Genomic DNA, 24388 nt, shown 5'->3' on the forward strand with positions numbered 1-24388 from the left:
GTGCAATGGCCCCATGAGCGTGACCGAGACCCACTGTCCCTACTGCAGCCTCCAGTGCGGGATGCGGGTCGCGCGCGCCGGTCGCGCGGGCATCGAGGTGCGTGCCTGGGAGGAGTTCCCGGTCAACGAGGGCGCCCTGTGCCGCAAGGGCTGGACGGCGGGCGAGCTGCGCGGCAGCCGGGAGCGGCTGACCACCCCGCTGGTCCGCGACCGGGCCACCGGCACGCTCCGCGCGGCCGGCTGGGACGAGGCGCTCGACCTCGTCGCCGGGCGGCTGCGCGCGCTGCGGGCCGAGCACGGCGCCGACGCGGTCGCCGTCTTCGGGGGTGGCGGGCTGACCAACGAGAAGGCCTACCAGCTCGGCAAGCTCGCCCGGGTCGCGCTCGGCACGAGCCAGATCGACTACAACGGCCGGTGGTGCATGAGCTCTGCGGCGAGTGCGGCCAACCAGGCGTTCGGCATCGACCGGGGGCTGCCGTTCCCGCTCGCCGACATCGAGCAGGCCGACGTGGTGGTGCTCGTCGGATCCAACCTCGCCGAGACCATGCCGCCGGCCGCGCGCCACCTCGACCGGCTCCGCGAGCGCGGTGGCCGGGTGGTCGTCGTCGACCCGCGGCGGACGCCGACCGCGGAGCGGGCCGACCTGTTCGTGCAGCCCGTCCCGGGCACCGACCTGGCGCTCGCCCTGGGCGTGCTGCACCTGCTCGACGCGGCGGGTGCGGTCGACGAGGAGTACGTCGCCACGCGCACCACCGGCTTCGACGCCGTACGGCGCTCGGTGGCGGCGTGGTGGCCCGAGCGGGTCGAGCGGGTGACCGGCGTCGCGAGCGACGAGGTGCGTGCGCTGGCCGACCTACTCGCGGGCGCCGGCCGGGTCGTGGTGCTGACCGCCCGCGGGGCCGAGCAGCACGCCCAGGGCACCGCGACGGTGCTGGCCTGGATCAACGTGGCGCTCGCGCTCGGCATGCCCGGCCGCCCGTACGCCGGCTACGGCTGCCTCACCGGCCAGGGCAACGGCCAGGGCGGCCGCGAGCACGGCCAGAAGGCCGACCAGCTGCCCGGCTACCGGATGATCGACGACCCCGCCGCCCGCGCGCACGTCGCGGCCGTGTGGGGCGTGGACCCGGCGTCGCTGCCGGGCAAGGGGCGCTCGGCGTACGAGCTGCTCGACGCGCTGGGGACGCCCGGCGGCCCGCGGGCGCTGCTGGTGCACGGGTCCAACATCGTGGTCTCCGCTCCGAACGCCACCCACATCACGCGGCGCCTGGAGGCCCTCGACCTGCTCGTCGTCTGCGACCTCGTGATGTCCGAGACCGCCGCGCTCGCCGACGTCGTGCTGCCGGTGACCCAGTGGGTCGAGGAGACCGGCACGATGACCAACCTGGAGGGCCGCGTGGTCCTGCGCCAGCGCGCGATCACTCCGCCCGAGGGGGTGCGCAGCGACCTCGACGTCATCGCCGGGCTGGCCGCGCGACTCGACGCCCCGGTCCCGTTCGCGACCGACCCCGAGGAGGTCTTCGCCGAGCTGGGCCGCGCCTCGGCGGGCGGCCGCGCCGACTACTCGGACATCACCTACGACCGGATCCGGGCCGAGGGAGGCGTCTTCTGGGGCTCCCCACGGATGTTCGCCGACGGCTTCGCGACGCCCGACGGCCGCGCCCGGTTCGTCGTCGCCGAGCACGCCGGCGCCGCCGAGCAGCCGGACGCCGACTACCCCGTGCACCTGACGACGGGCCGGGTGCTCGCGCAGTACCAGTCCGGCGCGCAGACCCGGCGGATCCGCTCGCTGCCCGACGACGGCCCGTACGTCGAGCTCCACCCCCTGCTCGCCGAGCGGGTCGGCGCCACCGACGGCGGCCCGGTCGTCGTCCGGACCCGTCGCGGCGAGCTCACCGCCCCGGCCCGCGTGGTCATGACCATCCGCCCGGACACGGTGTTCGTGCCCTTCCACTGGGTCGGCGCCAACCGGCTCACGAACGACGCGCTGGACCCGTCGAGCCGGATGCCGGAGTTCAAGGTGTGCGCGGCCGAGGTCATCGGCTGAGCGTCCCGGTCAGGGCACGCGCAGGAACCACTCGACACCCAGCAGCCGGCGGGCCAGCGGCCGCGGCAGGGCGAGCAGCAGGCGGATCGTCCGCACACCCCCGCCCGCCTGCGAGGCGTGCGCGGCGAGCGCGGCCCGCTTGGCCGCGAGCCGGTCCCGCACGTCGATGCGCAGCAGCGCCGGGGTGCGGGCGGAGTAGATGTCGTCGCCGGGCAGCGTGAGCCCCGGCAGCCGGCTCGCCAGCGGACGCGCGACGCGGAGCAGGCGGACCAGCCAGGTGCGGTCGATCGTCGCCTCCAGGAGCAGCGGTCGCCGGACGGCGAGGTCCTGGGCGCGGCGGGCGATCCGGTGCACCTGCAGGTGGTCGGGGTGGCCGTAGCCACCGCGGTCGTCGTACCCGGTGAGGAGGTCGGCGTCCTCCTCGTCGAGCAGGGCGGCGAGGGCCTGGGCGACCTCGTCGACGCCGGCGTCCGCGAGCCGGCCGGAGCCGGCGGTCGGTGCGCCGGCCATGCCGGAGTCGGCGTACCCGAGCCACACCACGCGCGCGGCGCCGAGCGCCTGCGCGGACGCGGCGGCCTCGCCGCGACGGGTCCGGCCGAGGTCGCCGTGCTGGGCGGCCGCCGCGAGCCCGGCGTCCCCGTCGGTCGCGAAGACCAGGACGACGCGGTCCCCGGCGGCCGAGCGCTGGGCCAACCAGCCGGCGGTCAGCAGCGCCTCGTCGTCGGGGTGCGCGTGGAGCGAGACGATCGTGGTCACCTCAGGCCCCCACCGCGACCGGTACGACGGCCGCGCCGTAGAGCGTCGACGTGCGCTCCAGGACGTCCGACCAGTCGAGCGGCGGGGCGACCCGGCGGTTGTGCGCCGCCATCCGCGCCCGCATCCCGTCGTCCTGGACCAGGTCGGCGAGCGCGACGGCCATCTCGGCGTCGTCGTGCACCAGCAGCCCGTCGACCCGGTCCCGGACGAACTCGGTGACCCCGCTGCCGCGGTGGGCCACCACCGGCAGACCCGCGCAGCGGGCCTCCAGTGCGGCGATCCCGAAGGACTCGCGTGGTGCCGGCGCGACGTAGAGCGACGCGGTCCGCAGGACGTCGCGCACGTCGCGCCGGCTGACCCGGCCGGTGATCGTCACGCAGTCGCTCAGCCCGTGCCGGCGCACGTAGCGATCGGCCCGCCCCCAGAGCGGCCCGTCGCCCACGACGACCAGCCGGACGTCGCGTCCCGGGGTCAGTCGGCGGACCTCCCGGAACATCTTGAGCAGCTGCAGTGGGCGCTTGCGCGGCATCAGCCGCATCACGCTCACGATCACCACCGGGTGGTCCGCGGCACCCCCCAGGGCCGCGGGTCCGGGGCGCCACCGATCCACGTCGATGGCGTTGGGCAGGACGGCGACCTCGGCGCCGCCCAGCGCCCGGCGGCACACCTGTGCCGCGGCCTCGCTCACCGCCGACCAGGCGACCGGCCAGCGGCGCAGCCAGGCCAGCGCTGCCAGCCGGACGACCCCACCGGCGCCGGTCCACAGGGAGTGCACGGTCACGAGCGTCGGTACGCCGGCCGCGGCCGCCGCGCGGGCGACACCGAGGCCGTAGGGGGAGAACAGCGAGACGTGGACGTGCACCGCGTCGTACCGGCCCTCGCGGACGGCGCGCCGGGCCTCGCGCACGGGCGCTCGTCGTACCCAGGGGGGATCGGCGACGGCGCCCGGGACCGGAGGGGTGAGCACCTCGGCGTCGAGACCGGCCGCGCGCTGGTGGCGGGCGAGGTCGTCGACGTGGGTCTCGATGCCGCCCAGCCGGGGCAGGAAGACGTCGGTCACGTGGGCGACGCGGCGGACCGGGCCGCTGCGCAGCTCGAGACCCGGCGTGGCCGAGCGCCGTGCGCTCCGGCGCTGCCCGAGCAGCCACAGGCCGAGGGCACCGCCGCCGACGGGGATCTCCACGGCGAAGACGAACAGCCGGTAGAGCACGATCGCCGCGGCCACCCCGGCCGGGTCGCCGCCGAGGGCGAGCAGCACGCCGGCGAGGCCGAGGTCCGCGAGCCCGATCCCGCCCGGGGTCACCGGCACGATCGTGACCAGGCGCTCGACCGCGAAGCCGGCGATCACGTCGGCGGGCGTCGTACCGGCGCCGGTGAGGTGGAGGCAGAGGCCGAGCAGCAGGCACTGGAGGGCGACGTACCCGGTGATCCCGAGGGACATCCGCATCCAGCCGCGGGCGATGAGGGCCGTGCACTCCCGGCGTACGTCGTGCAGCGCGCCGCCCATCAGCCCGGCCCCGCGGGACGTCGCCAGCAGCACCCCGGCCGCCGCCACGAGCAGCACGAACCCGCCCGAGGCGATCAGCGCCGCATCGCGCAGGGGCGGCAGCACCGCCTCGCCGGCCCGGGTCAGCGCGAGCACCCCGACGAGGGGGAGGAGCAGCTTGGCGCCGATGTCCCACAGGTTGGTGAGCAGCGTGTAGCCGGTGAACGAGCGGGTGTTGATGCCCCAGGCCTTCATCATGCGGCGGTTGAGCTCGACGCCGGCCGCACCACCGAGCGGGATGACGTTGGCCACCGCGCTGCCGGTGACGTTGAGGGTGAGCGCACGGCGGTGGGTCAGGCTCGGCGCCGCCGCGGTGAGCACGAACGAGTGGACGTAGAGACCGAGCAGCCACAGCCCGGCCAGGCCGAGCACGGCCGGGACGGGGATCGCGAGCAGCACCGGCAGGACGCCCGTCCACGACACGTTCACCGCCCGCGGTACGACGACCACGACCAGGCCGAGCGCCACGAGCCACGACGCCGCGAACCGCAGCCGGCCCCAGGCCCGCGGGCTCATGCGGGGCCGTCCGGTGGGATCACGGTGCGCATGCCCGGACCGTAGGAGTTCCTCGATGAAGCGAAGATGAAGCCGCAGGGTCAGGGCGCGCGGCGCTCCCACACGTGCAGGACGCCGAAGCCCGCGCGCTCGACGTAGGCCCGGTGCAGGTGGTCCTCGACCCGCCGCGCGGCCGTCGGGTCGACGCCCCAGGTCGCCACCTCGTGCCCGGAGACGACGATCCAGCGCGGGGCGTCCGGGCCGTCGAGCACCTGCTGCAGCGTGCGCAGGTGGGGATCGCGGACGCGCACCGGGAGGCTCCACAGGTGCGGGTAGGGACTGCGCAGCCCGCTGCCGGCGACCACCTGGGGGTTGCCGAACGTGACCACCACCCCGTCGCCGGGGTCGGCGTGGGCGCGCAGCCAGGTCTCCGCCCGGGCATCGGCATCGATCCGGTGCGGGGTGCGCACCTGGTGCCCCCAGGCGATCGCGGCCGAGACGACGGCCAGCGTCACGCAGGCGCCGACGACCGTCCGGGCGGCGGTCCGGGCGGGGATCGCGGGCGCGGCCGGGCCGGCGGGCACCGGCGCCCGGGAGACGCTGACCAGCAGCACCAGCCCGGGCAGCAGCCCGGTCAGGTAGTGCAGCCAGTAGCTCCCGCCGCCCACGACCCCGACGACCTCCCACGCCACCAGGACGAGCGCGGCCACGGGGACCGCCCGCGGGCCCGGGCCGGCGATCCTCCGGCCGACGACGGCCACGGTGGCCAGGAGCACGGCGGCCGCTCCGCTGACGACGAACGCGACCGCGACCTCGCCGAACCGCTGGGGGGTGGCCGCCGACGCGGACGAGCCGATCACGGCGGAGGCCTCGATCCGGAAGGTGACCACGGCGTCCCACAGCTCGGCGGGGGTGGTGCCCTGGACGGCGGCGCCGGCGAGCGCCGTACCGAGGACGGCGAGGGCGCCCGCGGCGAGCGCGGCGAGCCGCCGGCCGATCCGGTCGACGTCGCGGTGGGAGAGCACGAGCACGACGACCCCGAAGACGAGGGCGTCGACGAGGTTCTGCTTCACCAGGGCGGCCGCCATGCCGGCCCCGCCCGCGACCGCCGTCAGCGCGAGCGTACGACGCCCGGCGGGTGCCCCGAGCGTGCCGACCAGGACCGCCAGCCCCAGCAGCACGAACGGGATGCCGAGCACCTCGCCGTTGGCCTCGGGCATGCCCAGCAGCGGTGAGCAGAGCAGCGCCGCGGCCAGCACCGGAGCGAGCAGCGACGGCCGGCCCTCGACGCGGGCCGCGAGGAGGCCCGTCAGCACGACGGTCAGGGCCGCCGCGACGACCCCGACCCAGCGCACGCCCGGGACGGTGAGCCCGTCCACCGGGAGGCTCGCCCCACCGAGCTCGCCGCCGAGCCGGAAGAGCCAGAGCAGCAGGGGCGGCCGGTCGACCCAGTAGTCGCCGTACAGCGACGAGCCGGGCGACCAGTCCCGCGCGAGCAGCCAGTAGCCCGCCTCGTCCGCGCTCAGGGGCCGGCTCAGGAACGGCAGCCGGGCCAGCGCGGCGACGCCGGCGGCGACGAGGACACCGGCGAGGTAGGTGCTCCGGGGCGCTCCGAGACGCCGGGCCGGTGCGGGCATGACGTCATCCTCCCTCGGGGGTGGGCGCCGTCCGGTGAGGCCGTGAGGACTCGTTGACATCGTGGTGCAGCGCGACGCACCCGGAGCGAAACCTCCGTCCCGTTGCATGGGCGTCATGAACCCGAGCCCCCGCCGCGTCGTCGTCGTGGGCTCCGGCATGGCCGCGACCCGGCTGGTGGAGGAGCTCGTCGCGCGCGGCGCGCACCGCTCGCTCGCCGTGACGGTGCTGGGCGACGAGGACGCGCCGCCGTACAACCGGATCCTGCTGTCCGCGGTCCTGGAGGGCACCTACCGGCCGTCGTCGCTGACGCTCCGCTCCCCCCAGTGGTACGACGACCACGGCATCGACCTGCGTCGCGGCGCCCGGGTGAGCGGGATCGACCGCGAGTGGCGCGAGGTCGTGCTCGCCGACGGCACCCGCCTCCCGTACGACGCGCTGGTGCTCGCCACGGGCGCCATCCCCACGCTGCCGCCGATCCGCGGCCTGGTGCGCGCGGACGGCGCGCTGCACGACGCCGTGCACGCCTTCCGCTCGCTCGCCGACTGCGAGCGCCTGGTCGCCGCCCTCCCCACCGGCCGCCGCGCGGTCGTGGTCGGGGGCGGCCTGCTGGGTCTGCAGGTGGCGCGGGCGCTGGGTGCGCGCGGCATCGTGACCGAGATCGTCGAGGGCGCCGACCACGTGCTGCACCAGCAGCTCACCACCGCCGCGGGCCGGATCCTCGCCCGTGACCTGCGCCGGCTCGGCGTCGCGGTCTACACGAGCGCCCGTGCCGTCCGGCTCCTCGACCGCGCGGACGACCCGTCCGCCGGCCGGGTCGCGCTGCGGCTCGACAACGGCTACTCGCTCGACACCGACCTCGTCGTGCTGACCGCCGGCGGGCGCCCGTCGACCGCCCTGGCCCGCGGTGCCGGGCTCGAGGTCCGTCGCGGCATCGTCGTCGACGACCGGCTGGCCAGCGTCACCGACCCGGCGGTCCACGCCCTCGGCGACTGCGCCGAGCACGACGGCCGCACGACCGGCTTCGTCTCACCCGCCTGGGAGCAGGCCGGCGTCCTGGCGGGGGTCCTGGCCGGCGAGGCCACCCGGTACGACGGCAGCCGGGTCGTCGCCCGGCTCCGCGCCACCGGCCTCGACGTCGCCGTCCTCGGCGACGCCGCGGCCGAGGTCGCCGCCGGTGGCGAGGTCGTCGAGGTCGCCAACCCGATCTCCGGCTCGCACCGCCGCCTGGTCGTGCGCGAGGGCCGGATCGTCGCCGCGACGCTGGTCGGCGACCTGTCCCGGGTCGGCCTGATCACCCAGCACTTCGACCGGCGCACCGCGCTCGGTCCCGGTGAGCCCGGCCGGCTGCTCCTCCCGGAGCCCACGGCCGCGGAGCGCACGCTCCCCGACGACGCCGAGGTGTGCGCCTGCGCGGGCGTCACCGCCGGCCGGATCCGGGCCTGCTCCTCGCTGGAGCAGGTCCGCGACACCACCCGCGCGACCACCGGCTGCGGTGGTTGCGCCAGCACGGTCCGGCAGCTGCTCGCCAGCCGCCCGGCCCTCGCCACGAAAGGACGCCTGTGATGGCACCTGAGCACCTCCGCAAGCAGCGCCGCCGCCTGGTGGTCGTCGGCCACGGCATGGTCGGCCACCGCTTCGTGCAAGCGGCGATCGAGCGCGGGCTCACCGAGACCCACGACATCACGGTGCTCGGGGCGGAGCCGCGTCCGGCGTACGACCGGGTGGCGCTGACGTCCTACTTCGAGGTGGGTGCCCAGGCGCTCTCGTTCCTCCCCGACGGTGGGTACGACGACCCGCGGGTCGCGCTCCACCTCGACACCGAGGCCGTGGCGCTCGACCCGGAGGCCCGCACCGTCGTCACCGCCAACGGCGCCGTCCACCCCTACGACGAGCTCGTGCTCGCCACCGGCGCGGCGCCGTTCGTGCCGCCGGTGCCGGGTCACGACCTCGGCAACGTCTTCGTCTACCGCACGATCGAGGACCTGGAGGCGATCCGGGCGGCCTGCGCCGGCGCGCGCAGCGGCGTTGTGATCGGCGGCGGCCTGCTCGGTCTGGAGGCGGCCAACGCGCTGCACCAGCTGGGCGTCGAGACCCACGTCGTCGAGATGGCACCGCGCCTGATGGCGGTCCAGGTCGACGACGCCGGCGGCGCGACCCTCGCCCGCCACATCGGCGACCTCGGCCTGCGGGTGCACACCGGTGTGGTCACCGAGGAGATCGTCGGTGCGTCCGGCCGGGTCGCCGGGCTGCGCTTCCAGGGGAGCGACGAGCCGCTCGCTGCCGAGGTCGTCGTCTTCTCGGCCGGCATCCGCCCCCGCGACGCGCTCGCCCGGGCCGCCGGCCTCGACCTCGCCGAGCGCGGCGGGGTGCTCGTCGACGAGCAGTGCCGCACCTCCGACCCGCACGTGTGGGCGATCGGCGAGTGCGCCGCACCCGGCGGCCGGATGTACGGCCTCGTCGCGCCCGGCTACGCGATGGCCGAGGTCGTCGTCGACACCCTGCTCGGTGGCGCGGCCGGTGCCTTCACCGGCGCCGACATGTCGACGAAGCTCAAGCTCCTCGGCGTCGACGTCGCCTCCTTCGGCGACGCGTTCGCCACGGCGGAGGACGCGCTCGAGGTGGTCTTCGCCGACGCCGTCGCGGGCGTCTACAAGAAGCTCGTGGTCCGGGAGGACGAGGGCGGCCGCTACGAGCTGCTGGGCGGCATCCTCGTCGGCGACGCCTCGGCGTACGGCGTCCTGCGCCCGCTCGTGGGCTCCGGCATGGCACTGCCCGACAACCCCGAGGAGCTCATCCTCCCGGCCGGGCGCGGCGTGGCCGAGATCGGTCTGCCCGACGAGGCGCAGGTCTGCTCCTGCAACGACGTGACCAAGGGCGAGATCGTCGCCGCCGTCGCCGAGGGCGGATCCTGCGACGACGCCGGCTGCGTCACCGCGTGCACCCGCGCCGGTGCCACCTGCGGGTCCTGCAAGAGCGTGGTCAAGAAGATCGTCGAGGACCACTTCGCCGCCACCGGTCGTACCGTCGACAAGTCGCTGTGCGAGCACTTCGCGCTGACCCGCCAGGAGCTCTTCGACGTCGTCGCGGTGCACGGCTACCAGCGCTTCGACGACATCGTTGCCGGGCACGGCCGCGGGCGCGGCTGCGACATCTGCAAGCCCGCCGTGGCGTCGATCCTGGCCAGCCTGCTCAACCACCACGTCCTCGACGGCGCCAACGCGACGCTCCAGGACACCAACGACGCCTACCTCGCCAACCTCCAGAAGAACGGCACCTACTCCGTCGTCCCGCGCCTGCCCGGCGGCGAGGTGACACCCGACAAGCTGATCGTGATCGGCGAGGTCGCCCGCGACTACGGGCTCTACACGAAGGTCACCGGCGGTCAGCGGATCGACCTCTTCGGCGCCCGGATGGAGGACCTGCCGGCCATCTGGAAGCGGCTCGTCGACGCCGGCATGGAGTCGGGCCACGCCTACGGCAAGTCGCTGCGCACGGTGAAGTCCTGCGTCGGCTCCACCTGGTGCCGCTACGGCGTGCAGGACTCGGTCGGCCTCGCCGTCGAGCTCGAGCTGCGCTACCGCGGCCTGCGCTCGCCCCACAAGCTCAAGGGCGGTGTCTCCGGCTGCGCCCGGGAGTGCGCCGAGGCGCGCGGCAAGGACTTCGGCGTCATCGCCACCGAGAAGGGCTGGAACCTCTACGTCGGCGGCAACGGCGGCGCCGTCCCCGCCCACGCCCAGCTGCTCGCCGGCGACCTCTCGCACGAGGAGCTCGTCCGCTACCTCGACCGCTTCCTCATGTACTACGTGCGCACCGCCGACCGGCTGCAGCGCACCGCGAGCTGGGTCGCCGAGATCGGCGGCCTGGACCGGGTCCGTGCGGTCGTCGTGGACGACGTCCTCGGCCTCGGCGCCGAGCTGGAGGCCGCGATGGCGCGCCACGTCGACTCCTACTTCGACGAGTGGAAGGCGACCATCGACGACCCCGACAAGCTCGCCCGGTTCGTCTCCTTCGTCAACGCGCCCGGGATGCCCGCGCCCGCGATCGCCTTCCAGGAGGAGGCGCGCGCGACGACGCTCACGCTCGGCACCGCGGTGTGCCGCCTCGACCAGGTCCAGCGCGAGTCCGGCGTCGTCGCGCTCGTCGGCGGTGAGGACGTCGCCGTCTTCCGGACCTACGACGACGAGGTCTTCGCGCTCGCCAACCTCGACCCGTTCGGGCAGGCCTCCGTGCTCTCCCGCGGCATCGTCGGCACGACCGCGCGCGACGAGACCGACGTCCCGTTCGTCGCGAGCCCGCTGCTCAAGCAGCGTTTCGACCTGCGTACGGGCGTCTGCCTGGACGACCCGGCGGTCGCCGTACCGACGTACGACGTCCGCGTGGTCGACGGCGTTGTGGTGGTGGGCGCGCGGCGCGAGACAATCGCGTCGTGACTGACCTGCCCCTGTCCGGATTCACGATCGGCGTGACCGCGGCGCGGCGGGCCGAGGAGCAGATCGCGCTGCTGGAGCGGCGCGGCGCCACCGTGGTCCACGCGCCGGCGCTGTCCGTCGACCCCAACCGGATCGACGAGGCGGGCCTGCGCGCCGCGACGGAGGAGGTGCTGGCCCAGCCGGTCGACATCTTCGTCGCCACCACCGGCATCGGCCTCAAGTCCTGGTTCACCGCGGCCGAGCGCTGGGGACGGCTCGACGCCCTCACCACCCACCTGTCCGGCGCGGAGATCCTGGCCCGCGGGCCCAAGAGCGTCGGCGCGCTGCGCCGGTTCGGCCTGCGCGAGCTGTGGGCGCCGGAGTCCGAGGCGTTCGAGGACGTGCTCCTGCACCTGCGCGGACGCGACCTCCAGGGCCGGCGGATCGTCGTCCAGGAGCACGGGCAGTCGCTCTCGCTCGCCGCCCACGCGCTGCGCCGGCTCGGCGCCGACGTCACCACCGTCGCCGTCTACCGGGTCGAGGGCGCGGCCGACCCGGAGCCCATGTTCGGCCTGATCGAGGCCGTCGCCGAGCGCCGCGTCCACGCGGTCACCTTCACCGCCGCCCCCGCGATCGCCGCGATGATGGAGGCCGCCGGCACCACCGGCCACCGCGACGAGGTGGTCAGCGCCTTCCAGGCCGACGTCATCGCCTCGTGCGTGGGACCGGTCACCGCCGCCGCCTTCGAGATGTGGGGCGTGCCGTCGATCTACCCCGACCGCTCCCGGCTCGCCGCGATGGTCAAGCAGCTCGAGGCCGAGCTGCCCTCCCGCGCCGCCGGTACGTCGATCGACGTCGCCGGCCACACCCTCCTGCTCCACGGCGACGACGTGCTCCTCGACGGCGTCGAGGTCAAGCTCTCGCCCGCGCCCTACGCCGTGCTCCAGGCCCTGCTCGTCAACCCGGGCACCGTCGTCTCGCGCCGTGACCTGCTCGTCGCGCTGCCCTCGGGCACCGCCGGCTCCGAGCACGCCGTCGAGATGGCCGTGGCCCGGCTGCGCGCCGCCCTCGGCACCCGCGTCGTGCAGACCGTGGTCAAGCGCGGCTACCGGCTGGCGGTCGCGTCGTGACGGGCGCCCCGCACCTGGTCACCGTCGCCCACGGCACCCGCACCGCCGCCGGCAACGAGGTCGCCCGGGTGATCACGCGGGTCGCGGGGGAGCGGCTGGGCTGGACCGCCACGACGTCGTACGTCGAGCTGTGCGCGCCGCTCTTCGCCGACGCCGTGGGCGCGGCGACGACCCCGGTGGTCGCCGTACCGCTGCTGCTCTCGACCGGCTACCACCTGCGCCAGGACCTCCCCGCCGCCGTCGAGGCCGGCGCCCGCCCGGACCTGGTCCGGCTCGGCCCCGCGCTCGGTCCCGACCCGCACCTCGCGGCCGCCCAGGTCGACCGGCTCCGCGCCGCCGGGGCCCTGCCCGGCCAGCCCGTCGTCATGGTCGCCGCGGGCTCCTCCGACCCGGCCGCGCTCGACGACCTCGACCACGCGGCCCACCTGCTCGCCCACGCCTGGGGTGCGCCCGTGCGCCTCGCGACGCTGTCGGGGCGCGGACCCCGGCTCGCGGAGGTCGTGCGGCGCGGTGACGCCGTGTCGTCGTACCTGCTGGCGACGGGGCACTTCCACCGCAAGGCCCGCCACGACGCCCTCGCCGCCGGTGCCTGCGTCGTCGCCGACGTCATCGGCCCGCACCCGCGCGTCGCCGAGCTCGTCGTCGACCGCGTCCGCGCGCTCGCCCCCGCGCTTGCGGTCGCCTGACTAAGGTCGGTCCTGACGGGTTCGTCGAACCTCGGAGAGGAGACCGTCATGACCGAGGCCTGGGAAGGTGTCGTCGTCAAGAAGTCGCGGGGGCTCTACGACGGAGCCAACATGTACCGCCGGCTCAAGGTGCGCACCACCGGCGGCGCGATCGTCAAGGCCCGCGTCGACAAGGACGTCTGGAACGCCGTCGAGGTCGGTGACGCCGTGCGTCGCGACGCCGACGGCACCGTCGCCAAGGCCTAGCTCGCGGCGACCGAGCCGACGAAGCCCGCGAGCCCGGCGAGCTCGGGGATCTCCTGTGCCTCGTCGAGCGTCGTGCGCAGCACCTCGTCGTGGAGGGGGCGCGCCTTCGCGAGCAGCGCCCGCCCGGCCGGGGTGAGCTCGGTGTAGATGCCGCGCCGGTCGTCGGCGCACAGGATCCGGGTCAGCAGCCCGCGGTTCTCGAGCCGGGTGACCAGCCGGGTCGTCGCGGACGCCGACAGCGCCGCCGCGCGGGCGAGCTGCTGCATCCGCATGTGCCAGCCGTCCTGGCGGCTGAGCGCGTCGAGCACGGTGAACTCGACCACGGAGAGGCCGTGCTCGCGCTGGAGCGCCTTCTCGAGGGCCGCCTCGATGAGTCCGTGGACGGCGGCCAGCGTGCGCCAGCCCTGCGCGCGGATCTCCACGGCGTCGTCGGCGATGCCCATCGGGGCTCCTCTCGTCGGTCCCTGCTCGGGTCAGCATACCTGAGTTGCGCGGATAGTGCGCGTGTGCAACTATCGATAAGGCGCGTGTGCAACTAATGCAGACGCCGACTATCTCCCCACGCTACTCACCGCACCTCTCTCTTCGTAGGAGCAACTGCCCATGCCAGTCGCACTCGTGGCGCTCGCCATCGGCGGGTTCGGGATCGGCCTGACGGAGTTCGTGATCATGGGCCTGCTGCCCGAGGTCGCGGACGACTTCGCCGTCACCGAGACGACCGCCGGCTACCTCATCTCCGGCTACGCGCTCAGCGTCGCCGTCGGCGCGATCGTGCTGACCCTCGCCCTCACCCGGGTGCCGCGCAAGACCGCGCTGCTCGGCCTGATGGTGCTCTTCATCCTCGGCAACCTGATCTCGGCCCTCGCGCCGGACTACGCCACCATGATGTCCGGCCGCGTCGTCGCGGCCCTGTGCCACGGCGCCTTCTTCGGCATCGGCTCCGTCGTCGCCGCCCAGCTCGTCGCGCCCGAGCGCAAGGCCAGCGCCATCGCCTTCATGTTCGGCGGACTCACCCTCGCCAACGTCCTCGGCGTCCCCCTCGGCACCCTGCTCGGCCAGGCCGCCGGCTGGCGCTCGACGTTCTGGGCGATCACCGTGATCGGCGTCCTCGCCCTCGTCGGCATCGCCGCGCTCGTCCCCGCCGCCCGCGGCGCGGCGCCCGCCTCGAGCCCCCGCGCCGAGCTCGCCGCTTTCCGCAGCCCCCAGGTCTGGCTCTCGATCACCGTCACCGTCCTCGGGTACGGCGGCATGTTCGGCGGCTTCACCTACATCGCCTTCACGCTCACCGAGGTGAGCGGCTTCGCCTCCGGCGCCGTCCCCCTGCTGCTGGTGCTCTTCGGCGCCGGCATGGTCGCCGGCAACGTCCTCGGCGGCCGGGCCGCCGACCGCAACCTGGTCCGCACGCTGCTCGTCGTCCTCGCTGCCCTCATCGTGGTCCTGGCCGGCTTCGCGCTCACCGCGAGCAGCCCGGTCCTCACCGTGATCGCCCTGGTCCTCATGGGCGGGGTCGGCTTCGCGACCGTGCCCGGCCTCCAGATGCGCGTCATGGCCTACGCCGACCGCGCGCCCACCCTCGCCTCGGGCGCCAACATCGCCGCCTTCAACGTCGGCAACGCCCTCGGTGCCTGGATCGGCGGCCTCACCCTGGCCGCCGGCCTCGGCTACACCTCACCCCTCTGGGCCGGCGCCGCCATCACCGCCGCCGGCCTCGTCGTGCTCGTCGTCGCCGCTCTGGCGCCCGGCGGCGAGCTGCGTCGTACCCCTGCTCCGGTCGCGACACCCGTCGCCGTCTGAACCCACCCCGTACCCCAGGAGGATCCCATGCAGATGCAGGTCACGCTCAACAACGGAGTCGTCATGCCGCAGGTCGGCTTCGGCGTCTTCCAGGTCCCGAACGACGAGACCGAGGCGGCCGTCAGCGCCGCCCTCGAAGCCGGCTACCGCAGCATCGACACCGCCTCGATCTACGGCAACGAGGAGGGCGTCGGCCGCGCCCTCGCCGCCTCGGGCATCGCCCGCGACGAGCTGTTCGTCACCACCAAGCTCTGGAACAGCGACCACGGCTCCGCCGTCGCCGCCTACGACGCCAGCCTGGAGCGCCTCGGCCTCGACCACGCCGACCTCTACCTGATCCACTGGCCGGCCCCCGCGAACGACCGCTACCTCGACGCCTGGACCGGCCTCGAGGAGCTGTACGCCGCCGGCCGGGTCCGCGCCATCGGCGTCTCGAACTTCCTGCCCGACCACCTGCACCGGGTCGCCGGCCTCGGCGGCACCGTCCCCGCCGTCAACCAGGTCGAGCTCCACCCCGCCCTCCAGCAGCGCGACATCCTCGCCGCCGACGCCGCCCTCGGCATCGTCACCGAGGCCTGGAGCCCCCTCGCCCAGGGCGCCCTCCTCACCGACCCGACCATCACCACCATCGCCGAGCGCCTCGGCCGCACGCCCGCCCAGGTGATCCTGCGCTGGCACCTCCAGCAGGGCCGCGTCGTCATCCCCAAGTCGGTCACCCCGTCCCGGATCGCGGCCAACCTCGACCTCGACGGCTTCGAGCTGACCGCGGCGGACCTCGCCGCCGTCGACGGGCTGGAGCGGGACGGGCGGGTGGGACCGCACCCGGCCGAGTTCACCGGCTGACCTCGCCCACGCGCTGGTCGATCACTCGATCGCCGTTCGCTGAGCGGCTGCGTGCCGTGGGGACGCGCAGCCGCTCAGCAGCTCCGTGGTGCGCTGCCTGTCCGGGAGGGACGGCCTCGGCGCCGGGGCCACTGGAGGGACGCAGAACCACGCGCGTCCTTACGCAGATCAGCCGGCGAGCACCGTCACCTCCGGTCCGCCCCCAACGTCTCCGGCGTGTGCAGCCGCACCAGGAACCGCCGCGCATGCACCGGCTCCCGGCTCGCCGTCCCCAGCGACACCCCCACCATCACCAGTACGGCGAGCGGCACGCTCCACGCCGCCGGCTGCGCGAGCAGCGCCCCGGTCCATCCCCCCGGCGCATAGCCGGCCAGTGTCGCGATCGCCGCCCCGCCCGCGCCGAGCCCGCCGGCCGCGAGCCCGGCCAGCGCACCGGCGTCGGTCAGCCGCCGCCACCAGATGCCGAGCACCAGCAGCGGGCAGAACGTCGACGCGGCCACCGCGAACGCCAGGCCCACCGACTGCGCCACTCCCACGTTGCGCACCAGCAGTGCCGCGACGACGGGGATCACGACCGCGACGACCGCCGCGAGCCGGAAGGCCGCGACCCCGCCGCGCCGCTCGCCGACCAGGCGCGTGGTGACGTCCTGGGTGAGCACGCCGGAGACGGCGATCGCGAGTCCCGACGAGGTCGACAGGAACGCCGCGAACGCGCCCGCCGTGACCAGGCCGGTCAGCAGGTCGCCGCCGAGGCCGCCGAGCATCAGGCGCGGCAGCTCGAGCACGAGGACGTCGGAGCGTCCCTCGTCGACCAGCCGGCCGGCGTACACGCGGCCGAGGGCGGCGTAGACCGGCGGCCAGAGGTAGAACAGCCCCAGCAGCGCCAGGACGACGACCGTGGTCCGGCGGGCCGCGCGGCCGTCGGGGTTGGTGTAGAAGCGCACGACCACGTGCGGCAGGCCCATCGTGCCGAGGAACAGCCCCGTGATCAGCGAGTACGTCGTGTACAGCCCGATCCCGCCGTCCCCCGCGACCGGGATCGACCAGCCGTCGGCACCCGCCGGGCTGCTCGGCCGCCCGTCGCCCCACCACACCACGAGCAGGACGGCGACCGGTACCAGGATCGCGGTCAGCTTGAGCCAGTACTGGAACGCCTGGACGAAGGTCACCGAGCGCATCCCGCCGGCGGTCACGTTGGCGAGCACGACCCCGCCGACGACGACCGGGCCGGCCCACTCGGGCGCGCCGATCGCGGTCCGCAGGGTCAGGCCGGCGCCCTCGAACTGGGGGATCAGGTACAGCCAGCCGATGCCGACCACCAGCAGCGAGCAGGCGGCGCGGACGGTGCGTGAGCCGAGCCGCGCCTCGGCGAAGTCCGGCAGCGTGTACGCCCCCGAGCGGCGCAGCGGGGCCGCCACCAGGACGAGGAGCACGAGGTAGCCGGCGGTCCACCCGACGGGGTACCAGAGCATGTCCGCCCCGCCGACGAGCAGCAGCCCGGCGATGCCGAGGAAGGACGCCGCGGAGAGGTACTCCCCGCCGATGGCCGACGCGTTGAGCCCCGGCCGCACGGTCCGCGAGGCCACGAAGAAGTCGCTCGTCGTGCGCGAGACCTTGAGCCCCCAGATGCCGATCGCCAGGGTCACCAGCGTCACCAGGACGACCGCGACCAGCCCCGGTACGGCGGCCGAGCTCACGGCTCCTCGCCCCCGACGAGGTCCGCGAACGCGCGCTCGTTGCGCTCGGCCCGGCGCACGTAGCGCCAGGCGAGGAGCAGCAGGAACGGGTGCACCAGGACGCCGAGCAACAGCCAGGGCAGCGGGATCCCCAGTGGGTGCGCGTCGGCCAGCCCCGGGGCGAGGCGGAACGCGATCGGCAGGACGCCGAGGGTGAGCGCGAGGACGCCGAGCACCCGGGCGGCGAGCCCGAGCTGCTCGCGCAGCAGCGAGCGCAGGTAGACGTCGCCCAGCGCGGTCTGCTCGTGGACGTCGCCGAGCCGGCTCGCGGGTCGGCCCGCGGCCGCGGCGGTGTGCCGCGGCGGCCCGGTGACCCGTACCCGCTCGGTCATGAGCCCGCGCGCGCCCGCCGGACCAGCACGTCGCGCAGCCCGCGGGTGTGCCGCCGGCTGACGGGCAGCTCGGTCGCCCCGATCCGTACCGAGGTGCGCCCGGCCTCGGTGCGGACCTCGGTGACGTGGGCGAGAGCGACCAGCAACGAGCGGTGGATCCGGTGGAACCCGGCCTCGGCCCACTCCTCCTCCAGCGTCGTCAGTGGCACCCGGACCAGGTACGCCTCGCCGTTGGCGGTGTGCAGGCGGGCGTAGTCGCCCTGCGCCTCCACGTGCGTGATGTCCCCGCGGTCGACGAACCGGGTGACGCCGCCGCGCTCGACCGCGACCTGGGTGTCGCTCGCGGGCGGTGGGGGAGCGGTGCCGCCGAGCACGCGTCGTACGGCTTCAGCGAGGCGCTCGGGCCGGACCGGCTTGAGCACGTAGTCGACCGCGTGCAGGTCGAAGGCATCCACCGCGTGCTGCTCGTGCGCGGTCACGAACACCACCGGCGGCGGCTGCTTGAACCGGCCGAGCACCTCGGCCAGCTCGAGCCCGCTCAGGCCGGGCATCTGGACGTCGAGGAAGACGCAGTCGACCTCGCGCTCGCGCAGGATCCGCAGCCCGTCGGTCGCCGACTGGCACGCGACCACCTCGGCGACCCGGTCGTCGGCCTGCAACAGGTAGGTTAGCTCGTCCAGAGCCGGGCGCTCGTCGTCGATCGCCAGCACCCGCAGGCCGCTCACACGCTCACCCCCGGCGCGAACTTCGGCACGCGCACGATCACCTTGGTCCCGGCCCCCGGAGCGGTCTCCACGACCAGACCGTAGTCGTCACCGAAGGTCGCGCGCAGCCGTGCGTCCACGTTGCCGAGGCCGACCGAGTCGAGCGCGACGTCGCCGGCGAGCGCGCGCCGTACCTTGTCGGGGTCCTCGCCGACCCCGTTGTCCTCGACCTCCAGCACCGCCTCGTGCCCGCGGTCGTGCGCGACGATCGTCAGGTGGCCGGTCTGCTCGACGCTCTCGAGGCCGTGCCGGACGGCGTTCTCGACGAGCGGCTGGATGCAGAGGAACGGTACGACGACTGGCAGCACCTCCGGCGCCACGTTGAGCGTCACCTGGAGCCGGTCACCGAACCGCGCCTGCTCCAGCAGGAGGTAGCGCTCGATCGAGCGCAGCTCCTCGGCCAGCGTCGTGAACTCCCCGTGCCGCCGGAAGGAGTAGCGCGTGAAGTCCGCGAACTCCAGCAGCAGCTCGCGTGCCCGGTCGGGATCGGTCCGGACGAAGCTCGCGATCGCGTTGAGCGAGTTGTAGACGAAGTGCGGACTGATCTGGGCGCGCAGTGCGCGGACCTCGGCCTCGATCATCCGGTTGCGGTGGGCGTCGAGCTCGGCCAGCGCGAGCTGCCCGGAGACCCACTCGGCGACCTCCTCGGTCGCCCGGACCAGTCCCGCCGTCGGCGTCGGCGCGAACGCCTGGACGGTCCCGAGCACCCGCCCCTCCACCACCAGCGGGCTCACCACACCGGTCCGGATCGGGCAGCCACCGACCGAGCAGCCGAGCTGGCTGCGATCGACGGTCCGGGGCGCCCCCTTCTCGATCGCGAGCAGTCCGACCACGGGGGCCTGGTCGAGGTGGTGGGTGCCGAGTCCGTCCCAGGCGAGGACCGCCTCGGTGTCGGTGATCGCGACGGCCGGCGTACCGAGCAGGTTGCGCAGGTGCCGCACGGCCCGCTCCGCGCTCGCCGTGGTCAGTCCCTCGCGCAGCGCCGGCGCGGCCAGGGACGCCTGGTGCAGCGCCCGGAACGCCGCCCGGTCGGCCTCGCTCCCGAGCCGCCCGCGCCCGCGCCGCCACCGTCGCTCCGTCCGCATGGGACTCATCATGCACCGGCGGAGCGGGGTGCCGCTGCTCACAAATACGAGACGCTCCGTCTCGGTTCTGCTAGCGTCGAGAAACGAGACAGAGCGTCTCGTTTCCTGAAAGGCAGACCCCATGAACCCGCCCCAGCCCTTGCCGCGCCCCGCGATCGCCGCGATCGCGTTCGCCTTCCTCGTCACCATGCTCGGTACGACGCTCCCGACGCCGCTCTACGCGATCTACTCCGCGCGCCTCGACTTCTCCGAGCTCACCGTCACGATCCTGTTCGCGGTCTACGCCCTCGGTGTCGTCGGCGCCCTGCTCTGCTTCGGCCGGCTCTCCGACCAGGTCGGCCGGCGTCCTGTCCTGGTCGCCGCGACCGCCCTCGCCGGCCTGAGTGCCGTCCTCTTCCTGCTGCCGCCCTCGCTCCCGTTGCTCGTCGTGGCCCGCGTCGTCTCGGGTCTCGCGGCCGGACTGATGAGCGGGACCGGCACCGCCGCCCTCATCGACGCCTTCGCCCCCGAGCGCCGTACGACGGCCGGGGCGCTCGCCGTGGGCGCCAACGCCGGCGGCCTCGCGGTCGGCACGCTCCTCGCCGGGATCGTCGCCGAGCTCGCGGGCGCGCCCCTCGTCGTCCCCTACGGCGTGCACCTCGCCCTCGCCGTCGTCGCCGCGGCCGGCCTGTACGCCTTCGTCCCGGCACCGGAGCACGCCGGCCGGGCCAGCGTGCGCTTCCAGCGCCTGTCCGTCCCGGCCGAGATCCGCGGCGCCTTCGTCCGTGCGGTGCTCGCCGCCGGCAGCGGCTTCGCCGCGATCGGCGTGCTGACCGCGGTCTCGTCGCTCTTCCTGGCCCGCGCGCTGCACCACGACAGCCACGCGCTCGCCGGCTTCGTCGTCTTCCTCGCCTTCGGCGGGATGGCGCTCGGCCAGCTCGCCGCCCGCGGCACCGGCCCGCGCACGGCGATCGTCGTCGGCTGCGCCGGACTCGTGGTCGCTGCCGCCACGCTGGCACTCGCTCTCGCCGCCGTCCTGCTCGTCCCGCTGCTGGTCGCCGCTGCGGTCCTCGGCCTCGCGAGCGGGCTGTGCCTCAACGCCGGCCTCGCACTCACCGTGGAGCAGGCCGAGCCGGTCAGCCGCGGGGCGGTGTCGTCGTCCTTCTTCGCCGGGCTCTACCTGATGCTCGCGGTCCCGGCGATCGGTGTCGGCCTGCTCGCGAGCGCCATCGGGCTGCGCGACGCCGGACTGGTCTTCGTCGCCGCCGCCGCGGTGCTCGTCGCCGTGGTCGGCGTGCTCACCCTCCGCAGCGCCCGCCGTCCCGTCGCCCTCGCCGCCTAGGATCGCGCGCATGAGCAGTCCGCTGCCTCCGGCCCTTGGTCGCCCTCGCAGCGAGGCGGCCCGTACCGCCGTGCTCCACGCCGTCGACGACCTCCTCGTCGAGGTGGGCTACGCCGCGATGACGATGACCGGCATCGCCGCCCGGGCGGGGGTGGGCAAGCAGACCGTCTACCGCTGGTGGTCGTCCAAGGCCGAGATCCTGCTCGAAGCCACCACCCACGACGCCGCGGGTGAGCTGCGCACGCCGCCCGGGCGCAGCTCCGCCGCCGAGCTCAGCGCCTACGCGAGCGCCGTCCTGGCCTTCCTCGGCTCCGCGCACGCCGGCCTCGCCTACCGCGCGCTGCTCGGCGAGGCCCAGCACGACGCCAAGATCGCCGCGCTCCTGCGCGACGGCGACCCGCTCGTCGCGAGCGGCCGCCCGGTCCTCCAGCGGGTCCTCGACCGCGGCGACCTGCCGGCGAACACGGACCTCGACGCCGCGGTCACCGACTTCCTCGGCCCACTCGTCTACCGGGTGCTGATCGGGCTCGGCGACGCGGACGACCAGCCCGTGCGGCCCTATGTCGCGCGCTACCTCGCCGGAGCGAGGGCCAAGGTCAGCGGAAGTCGATGAGCAGCATGCCGGAGTCGTCGTCGGCCGGCGGCTCCACGGCGGGCGCCAGCGCGACCGGGACGGTGGGCTCGCCGACGTACTCGCCGGCGTACTCACCGGCGGCCGACGCGCCCTCCGCGCGCTCGGTGCCCTCGGCCGTCTCGGGGCCGCCGTCGGCGGCGACCGGCTCCGGGTTCTTCGCGACGGTCTTGGGCTGGATGCCGACGACCGCGCGGAAGCACTCCGTGACGTAGGGCAGCTGCATGCCGTCCATGCCGCGGCCGAAGTCGTCGTAGAACGCGAGCACCTCGCGGATCCGCGACTCCTGCGCGCTGCGCTCGAGTCCGGCGACGTCGGGCAGCGAGCGGACCAGGTCCTGCACCGACGCGCGGTCGATGACCTGCCACTGCTTGAACGTCGTCTCCTCGGCCGGCCCGAAGTAGGGCGACGCCTCGAGCTCGTCGCCCACGCCCGTACCGGCGCTCTGGCGACCGATCAGGCCGCCGAGCCGCTTGACCCACGGGATCCGCTCGTCGCGCACGTTGCGCACGAACGCCAGCGAGCCGCCGCGCTTGAGCACCCGGGCGATCTCGGGCAGGGCCTGGTCGTGGTCGAACCACGCGTAGGCCTCACCGACCACCACGACGTCGTACGTCGCGTCGGCGGCGGGGATCTCCTCGGCGCTGGTCTGCGAGACCCGCAGCTCGGGCAGCCGCAGGGCCAGCCGGTCGAGCATGCGCGGGTCGGGATCGGTGGCGTGCACGTCGTGCCCGAGCGCGACCAGGTGCTCGGTCAGCTTGCCGGTCCCGGCGCCCAGCTCCAGCACCGACAGCGGCTCGTCGCCGGTCAGCCACGCCACGGCCTCGCGCGGGTAGCCCGGGCGGCCGCGGTCGTACGCCTCGGCCACGGCCCCGAAGCAGAGACCGGGCGCAGCGCTGGGGGTGGAGTCGGTAGCCATCCCGCCGAGGGTACGGCGAGCGGGCGCCCGGATCGTGGAGGCACGCTCAGCAGGCGCGCAACGTCGTCCGGGACGGCCCTTCTAGGCTGCTGCCGTGACCTCCGACCCCCATGCCTGGCTCGTCTCGCTCGAGGGCGTCCCGTCCGGCTTCGCCGCGGCCCGCGACGGCATTGACGTCCTGCTGCGCGACCGTGGCCTGCGCCGGACCGGTCCGGACCTGACCGCCGAGTCGCTGCTGCGCGGTGCCCACGCGAGCGCCGTCCTCGAGGGCTCGACGGCGACGCTCGCTCAGGTGCGGGCGGGCGAGGGGGACGAGATCGCGGCGGACGCCGTACGACTGGCGACCGAGTTGCTCTCGCTCGTCCCGGTGCTGCGCCGCCAGCCGCTCCAGGCGCTCGCCCGGATGCACACCCTGGCCGCGCGCGGGGTGCTCCCCGACGAGCTCCTCGGCCGACCGCGCGACGGCGAGTCCGCGGCCAAGCTGCGGGGGATCGCCGAGCTGGTCACCGCGCCCACCGAGGCGCCGGCGCTCGCGGTCGCGGCCGTCGTCCATGCCGAGCTGGTCACGGCGGCGCCGTTCGGCTCCCACAACGGCGTCGTGGCGCGGGCCGCGGAGCGGCTGGTGCTGGCGGCCAAGGGCGTCGACGAGAAGTCGCTCGTCGTACCGGAGGCGGCGCACCTGGCGCTGCGGCCCCAGTACGAGTCGAACCTGCGCGGCTGGGCCGGCGGCGGTCCGGCCGGGATGCACGCCTGGCTGCTCTACGCGACCGAGGCCTATGCGGCGGCCGCCGAGGCGAGCCCGCTCGTGCGCGACGCGGAATAGCCCGCACCTGCCCGTACATGCAGGTGGCACCCGAGCCGACGAACGTCTCGGGTGCCACCGCTGACACGTGAACCATGGCTACCAGGCGTGCACCGGTAATTGCTGCCCCGGACATTTTCCGAGTTTCAGCGCCCTGTTAGGAAGGGTGGATCGCCGCGTGGGTACCGGGATCACGTGTTGCTCTTGAGTTCTTGAAGTCCTTTGTACGCCGCTGCCGAGGCACCTTCAAGGGTTGTCTTTTCGGCGTGGCCGGGGGAGTGTGGCCGGTTGGGGCCGCCTGCCGGTTCAGTCGCTGAACGTGCGGCGGCGGGCGCCGATCCAGACCGCGGTGCCGACCGCGACGACACCGCCCACCGCGAGCGCGGCGAGGGTCGGCTTCGGCGGCGGCAGGTGCAGCCGGGACTGCAGCGCGACCGGCCGGGTGAAGACCAGCACCGGCCAGCCGCGGGCGGCCGCGACCTTGCGCAGCTCCTTGTCGGGGTTGACCGCGTGGGGGAAGCCGACGGCCTCCAGCATCGGCACGTCGGTCACCGAGTCGGAGTAGCCGTAGCTGTTCTCCAGGTCGTAGCCGACGCTCTCGGCGAGGTCGCGGATCGCGTTCGCCTTCTCCTCGGCGTAGGCGTAGTACTCGATCTCGCCGGTGTAGCGGCCGTCCTCGACCTTGAGCCGGGTGGCGACGACGCGGTCGGCGCCGAGGAGGGCGCCGATCGGCTCGACCACCTCGCTGCCCGACGTGGAGACGATGACGACATCGCGCCCGGCGGCGTGGTGCTCCTCGATGAGGCGCACCGCCTCGTCGTACACGAGGGGGTCGACGACGTTGTGGAGCGTGTCGGCGACGATCTCGCGGACCGTCGCGACGTCCCAGCCGGCGCACAGCTGGGACATGAACTGGCGCATCTTCTCGACCTGGTCGTGGTCGGCCCCGCCGACCATGAAGACGAACTGGGCGTACGCCGAGCGCAGCACCGCGCGGCGGGAGATCAGGCCGCCGGCCTGGAACGGCTTGCTGAAGGCCAGCACGCTCGACTTGGCGATGATCGTCTTGTCGAGGTCGAAGAACGCAGCGGTCGGCGGCGTACCCGCGGAGGCCATGGGGACCATCGTAGGTCGCACCCGTCCCAGGCCGCTCCACCAGCCGTGCACAGCGCGCCGCCGGGGGCCGCTCGTCCACAGCCCCGCGCCGCTGG

Annotated in this window: 21 protein-coding genes and 1 pseudogene; 12 read left to right on the forward strand and 10 right to left on the reverse strand. The window is 74.8% G+C overall.

Annotation, left to right across the window (positions count from 1 at the left end; translation table 11 throughout):
- Nucleotides 1-13 precede the first annotated feature (13 nt).
- Entirely contained in the window at nucleotides 14-2044 is a 2031-nt protein-coding gene (locus CCO04_RS01720) for a molybdopterin oxidoreductase family protein (protein WP_252372592.1), read from the forward strand.
- Nucleotides 2045-2053: 9 nt separating this feature from the next.
- Here CCO04_RS01720 and CCO04_RS01725 read toward each other — a convergent pair whose 3' ends face one another.
- The 3 genes from CCO04_RS01725 to CCO04_RS01735 all read right to left on the reverse strand — a co-directional run bounded on the left by CCO04_RS01725 (nucleotide 2054) and on the right by CCO04_RS01735 (nucleotide 6478).
- Entirely contained in the window at nucleotides 2054-2800 is a 747-nt protein-coding gene (locus CCO04_RS01725; protein ID WP_215812361.1) for a PIG-L family deacetylase, read from the reverse strand.
- Nucleotide 2801: 1 nt separating this feature from the next.
- A complete protein-coding gene (locus CCO04_RS01730; protein WP_215812362.1) occupies nucleotides 2802-4862 on the reverse strand; it encodes a glycosyltransferase in 2061 nt (686 codons plus the stop codon).
- A gap of 80 nt (nucleotides 4863-4942) precedes the next feature.
- Nucleotides 4943-6478, reverse strand: coding sequence for a hypothetical protein (locus CCO04_RS01735; protein WP_252372593.1), 1536 nt, complete (start codon nucleotides 6476-6478; stop codon nucleotides 4943-4945).
- A 115-nt stretch (nucleotides 6479-6593) separates the two neighbouring features.
- Here CCO04_RS01735 and CCO04_RS01740 point away from each other — a divergent pair, with 115 nt between their 5' ends.
- The 6 genes and pseudogenes from CCO04_RS01740 to CCO04_RS01760 all read left to right on the forward strand — a co-directional run bounded on the left by CCO04_RS01740 (nucleotide 6594) and on the right by CCO04_RS01760 (nucleotide 12950).
- Nucleotides 6594-8042, forward strand: a complete 1449-nt coding sequence (locus tag CCO04_RS01740; protein WP_215812363.1) for an FAD-dependent oxidoreductase — start codon at nucleotides 6594-6596, stop codon at nucleotides 8040-8042.
- A 56-nt stretch (nucleotides 8043-8098) separates the two neighbouring features.
- Nucleotides 8099-10441, forward strand: a pseudogene (gene nirB, locus CCO04_RS01745) (nitrite reductase large subunit NirB); the annotation flags it as partial.
- A gap of 63 nt (nucleotides 10442-10504) precedes the next feature.
- Complete coding sequence (gene nirD, locus CCO04_RS30070) at nucleotides 10505-10909, forward strand: nitrite reductase small subunit NirD (RefSeq protein ID WP_252372688.1); 405 nt, start codon at nucleotides 10505-10507, stop codon at nucleotides 10907-10909.
- Nucleotides 10906-12018: a uroporphyrinogen-III synthase gene (locus CCO04_RS01750; RefSeq protein WP_215812364.1), complete on the forward strand. Its 1113-nt coding sequence runs from the start codon at nucleotides 10906-10908 to the stop codon at nucleotides 12016-12018. The genes nirD and CCO04_RS01750 overlap by 4 nt, the downstream gene beginning before the upstream one ends.
- Entirely contained in the window at nucleotides 12015-12704 is a 690-nt protein-coding gene (locus tag CCO04_RS01755; protein WP_215812365.1) for a sirohydrochlorin chelatase, read from the forward strand. Before CCO04_RS01750 ends, CCO04_RS01755 begins: the two co-directional genes overlap by 4 nt.
- A gap of 48 nt (nucleotides 12705-12752) precedes the next feature.
- Nucleotides 12753-12950: a hypothetical protein gene (locus CCO04_RS01760; protein WP_215812366.1), complete on the forward strand. Its 198-nt coding sequence runs from the start codon at nucleotides 12753-12755 to the stop codon at nucleotides 12948-12950.
- On the opposite strand, the gene CCO04_RS01765 is transcribed toward CCO04_RS01760, so the two are convergent.
- A complete protein-coding gene (locus CCO04_RS01765) occupies nucleotides 12947-13393 on the reverse strand; it encodes a MarR family winged helix-turn-helix transcriptional regulator (RefSeq protein WP_215812367.1) in 447 nt (148 codons plus the stop codon). The genes CCO04_RS01760 and CCO04_RS01765 overlap by 4 nt on opposite strands.
- A 160-nt stretch (nucleotides 13394-13553) precedes the next feature.
- On the opposite strand from CCO04_RS01765, the gene CCO04_RS01770 reads away from it, so the two are divergent.
- Nucleotides 13554-14744, forward strand: a complete 1191-nt coding sequence (locus CCO04_RS01770; protein WP_215812368.1) for an MFS transporter — start codon at nucleotides 13554-13556, stop codon at nucleotides 14742-14744.
- 27 nt (nucleotides 14745-14771) lie between these two features.
- The gene (locus CCO04_RS01775; RefSeq protein ID WP_374196937.1) at nucleotides 14772-15587 is read left to right on the forward strand and encodes an aldo/keto reductase; all 816 of its coding nucleotides are present in this window, start codon (nucleotides 14772-14774) and stop codon (nucleotides 15585-15587) included.
- Between the two features lie 185 nt (nucleotides 15588-15772).
- Here the strand turns inward: CCO04_RS01775 and CCO04_RS01780 are convergent, their stop codons facing one another.
- Genes CCO04_RS01780 through CCO04_RS01795 form a run of 4 tightly spaced genes read right to left on the reverse strand, consistent with a single transcriptional unit; the run spans nucleotide 15773 to nucleotide 19504 of the window.
- Nucleotides 15773-17284 (reverse strand): cation acetate symporter, encoded by a 1512-nt coding sequence (locus CCO04_RS01780; RefSeq protein WP_215812369.1) that lies wholly within the window; start codon nucleotides 17282-17284, stop codon nucleotides 15773-15775.
- Nucleotides 17281-17655 carry a hypothetical protein gene (locus CCO04_RS01785; RefSeq protein WP_215812370.1) on the reverse strand — a complete coding sequence of 125 codons (375 nt, stop codon included), beginning with the start codon at nucleotides 17653-17655 and terminating at the stop codon, nucleotides 17281-17283. Before CCO04_RS01785 ends, CCO04_RS01780 begins: the two co-directional genes overlap by 4 nt.
- Nucleotides 17652-18380: a LytTR family DNA-binding domain-containing protein gene (locus tag CCO04_RS01790; protein ID WP_215812371.1), complete on the reverse strand. Its 729-nt coding sequence runs from the start codon at nucleotides 18378-18380 to the stop codon at nucleotides 17652-17654. Before CCO04_RS01790 ends, CCO04_RS01785 begins: the two co-directional genes overlap by 4 nt.
- The gene (locus CCO04_RS01795) at nucleotides 18377-19504 is read right to left on the reverse strand and encodes a histidine kinase (protein ID WP_308281101.1); all 1128 of its coding nucleotides are present in this window, start codon (nucleotides 19502-19504) and stop codon (nucleotides 18377-18379) included. Before CCO04_RS01795 ends, CCO04_RS01790 begins: the two co-directional genes overlap by 4 nt.
- A gap of 121 nt (nucleotides 19505-19625) precedes the next feature.
- On the opposite strand from CCO04_RS01795, the gene CCO04_RS01800 reads away from it, so the two are divergent.
- Both CCO04_RS01800 and CCO04_RS01805 read left to right on the forward strand, forming a co-directional pair.
- Nucleotides 19626-20825 carry an MFS transporter gene (locus CCO04_RS01800; RefSeq protein ID WP_215812373.1) on the forward strand — a complete coding sequence of 400 codons (1200 nt, stop codon included), beginning with the start codon at nucleotides 19626-19628 and terminating at the stop codon, nucleotides 20823-20825.
- Between the two features lie 10 nt (nucleotides 20826-20835).
- Nucleotides 20836-21438 carry a TetR/AcrR family transcriptional regulator gene (locus CCO04_RS01805; protein ID WP_215812374.1) on the forward strand — a complete coding sequence of 201 codons (603 nt, stop codon included), beginning with the start codon at nucleotides 20836-20838 and terminating at the stop codon, nucleotides 21436-21438.
- On the opposite strand, the gene CCO04_RS01810 is transcribed toward CCO04_RS01805, so the two are convergent.
- Complete coding sequence (locus CCO04_RS01810) at nucleotides 21422-22375, reverse strand: class I SAM-dependent methyltransferase (protein WP_215812375.1); 954 nt, start codon at nucleotides 22373-22375, stop codon at nucleotides 21422-21424. The two genes, CCO04_RS01805 and CCO04_RS01810, sit on opposite strands and share 17 nt — an antisense overlap.
- Before the next feature lie 94 nt (nucleotides 22376-22469).
- Between CCO04_RS01810 and CCO04_RS01815 the strand changes: the two genes are divergently transcribed.
- Nucleotides 22470-23198, forward strand: a complete 729-nt coding sequence (locus CCO04_RS01815) for an oxidoreductase (protein WP_215812376.1) — start codon at nucleotides 22470-22472, stop codon at nucleotides 23196-23198.
- A gap of 285 nt (nucleotides 23199-23483) precedes the next feature.
- Here CCO04_RS01815 and CCO04_RS01820 read toward each other — a convergent pair whose 3' ends face one another.
- On the reverse strand, nucleotides 23484-24293 hold the full coding sequence (locus CCO04_RS01820; RefSeq protein WP_215812377.1) for an HAD family phosphatase: 810 nt from the start codon (nucleotides 24291-24293) through the stop codon (nucleotides 23484-23486).
- Between the last annotated feature and the right edge of the window lie 95 nt (nucleotides 24294-24388).

It is taken from the genome of Pimelobacter sp. 30-1 (genome assembly GCF_018831735.1).
Lineage (GTDB): Bacteria > Actinomycetota > Actinomycetes > Propionibacteriales > Nocardioidaceae > Nocardioides.

Coding starts and splice junctions, on each gene's coding strand:
- CCO04_RS01800 (WP_215812373.1), top strand. CDS start 19,626: ATGAACCCGCCCCAGCCCTTGCCGCGCCCCGCGATCGCCGCGATCGCG.
- CCO04_RS01720 (WP_252372592.1), top strand. CDS start 14: ATGAGCGTGACCGAGACCCACTGTCCCTACTGCAGCCTCCAGTGCGGG.
- CCO04_RS01765 (WP_215812367.1), bottom strand. CDS start 13,393: ATGGGCATCGCCGACGACGCCGTGGAGATCCGCGCGCAGGGCTGGCGC.
- CCO04_RS01740 (WP_215812363.1), top strand. CDS start 6,594: ATGAACCCGAGCCCCCGCCGCGTCGTCGTCGTGGGCTCCGGCATGGCC.
- CCO04_RS01820 (WP_215812377.1), bottom strand. CDS start 24,293: ATGGCCTCCGCGGGTACGCCGCCGACCGCTGCGTTCTTCGACCTCGAC.
- CCO04_RS01770 (WP_215812368.1), top strand. CDS start 13,554: ATGCCAGTCGCACTCGTGGCGCTCGCCATCGGCGGGTTCGGGATCGGC.
- CCO04_RS01785 (WP_215812370.1), bottom strand. CDS start 17,655: ATGACCGAGCGGGTACGGGTCACCGGGCCGCCGCGGCACACCGCCGCG.
- CCO04_RS01805 (WP_215812374.1), top strand. CDS start 20,836: ATGAGCAGTCCGCTGCCTCCGGCCCTTGGTCGCCCTCGCAGCGAGGCG.
- CCO04_RS01760 (WP_215812366.1), top strand. CDS start 12,753: ATGACCGAGGCCTGGGAAGGTGTCGTCGTCAAGAAGTCGCGGGGGCTC.
- nirD (WP_252372688.1), top strand. CDS start 10,505: ATGCCCGCGCCCGCGATCGCCTTCCAGGAGGAGGCGCGCGCGACGACG.
- CCO04_RS01735 (WP_252372593.1), bottom strand. CDS start 6,478: ATGCCCGCACCGGCCCGGCGTCTCGGAGCGCCCCGGAGCACCTACCTC.
- CCO04_RS01775 (WP_374196937.1), top strand. CDS start 14,772: ATGCAGATGCAGGTCACGCTCAACAACGGAGTCGTCATGCCGCAGGTC.
- CCO04_RS01730 (WP_215812362.1), bottom strand. CDS start 4,862: ATGAGCCCGCGGGCCTGGGGCCGGCTGCGGTTCGCGGCGTCGTGGCTC.
- CCO04_RS01810 (WP_215812375.1), bottom strand. CDS start 22,375: ATGGCTACCGACTCCACCCCCAGCGCTGCGCCCGGTCTCTGCTTCGGG.
- CCO04_RS01795 (WP_308281101.1), bottom strand. CDS start 19,504: ATGCGGACGGAGCGACGGTGGCGGCGCGGGCGCGGGCGGCTCGGGAGC.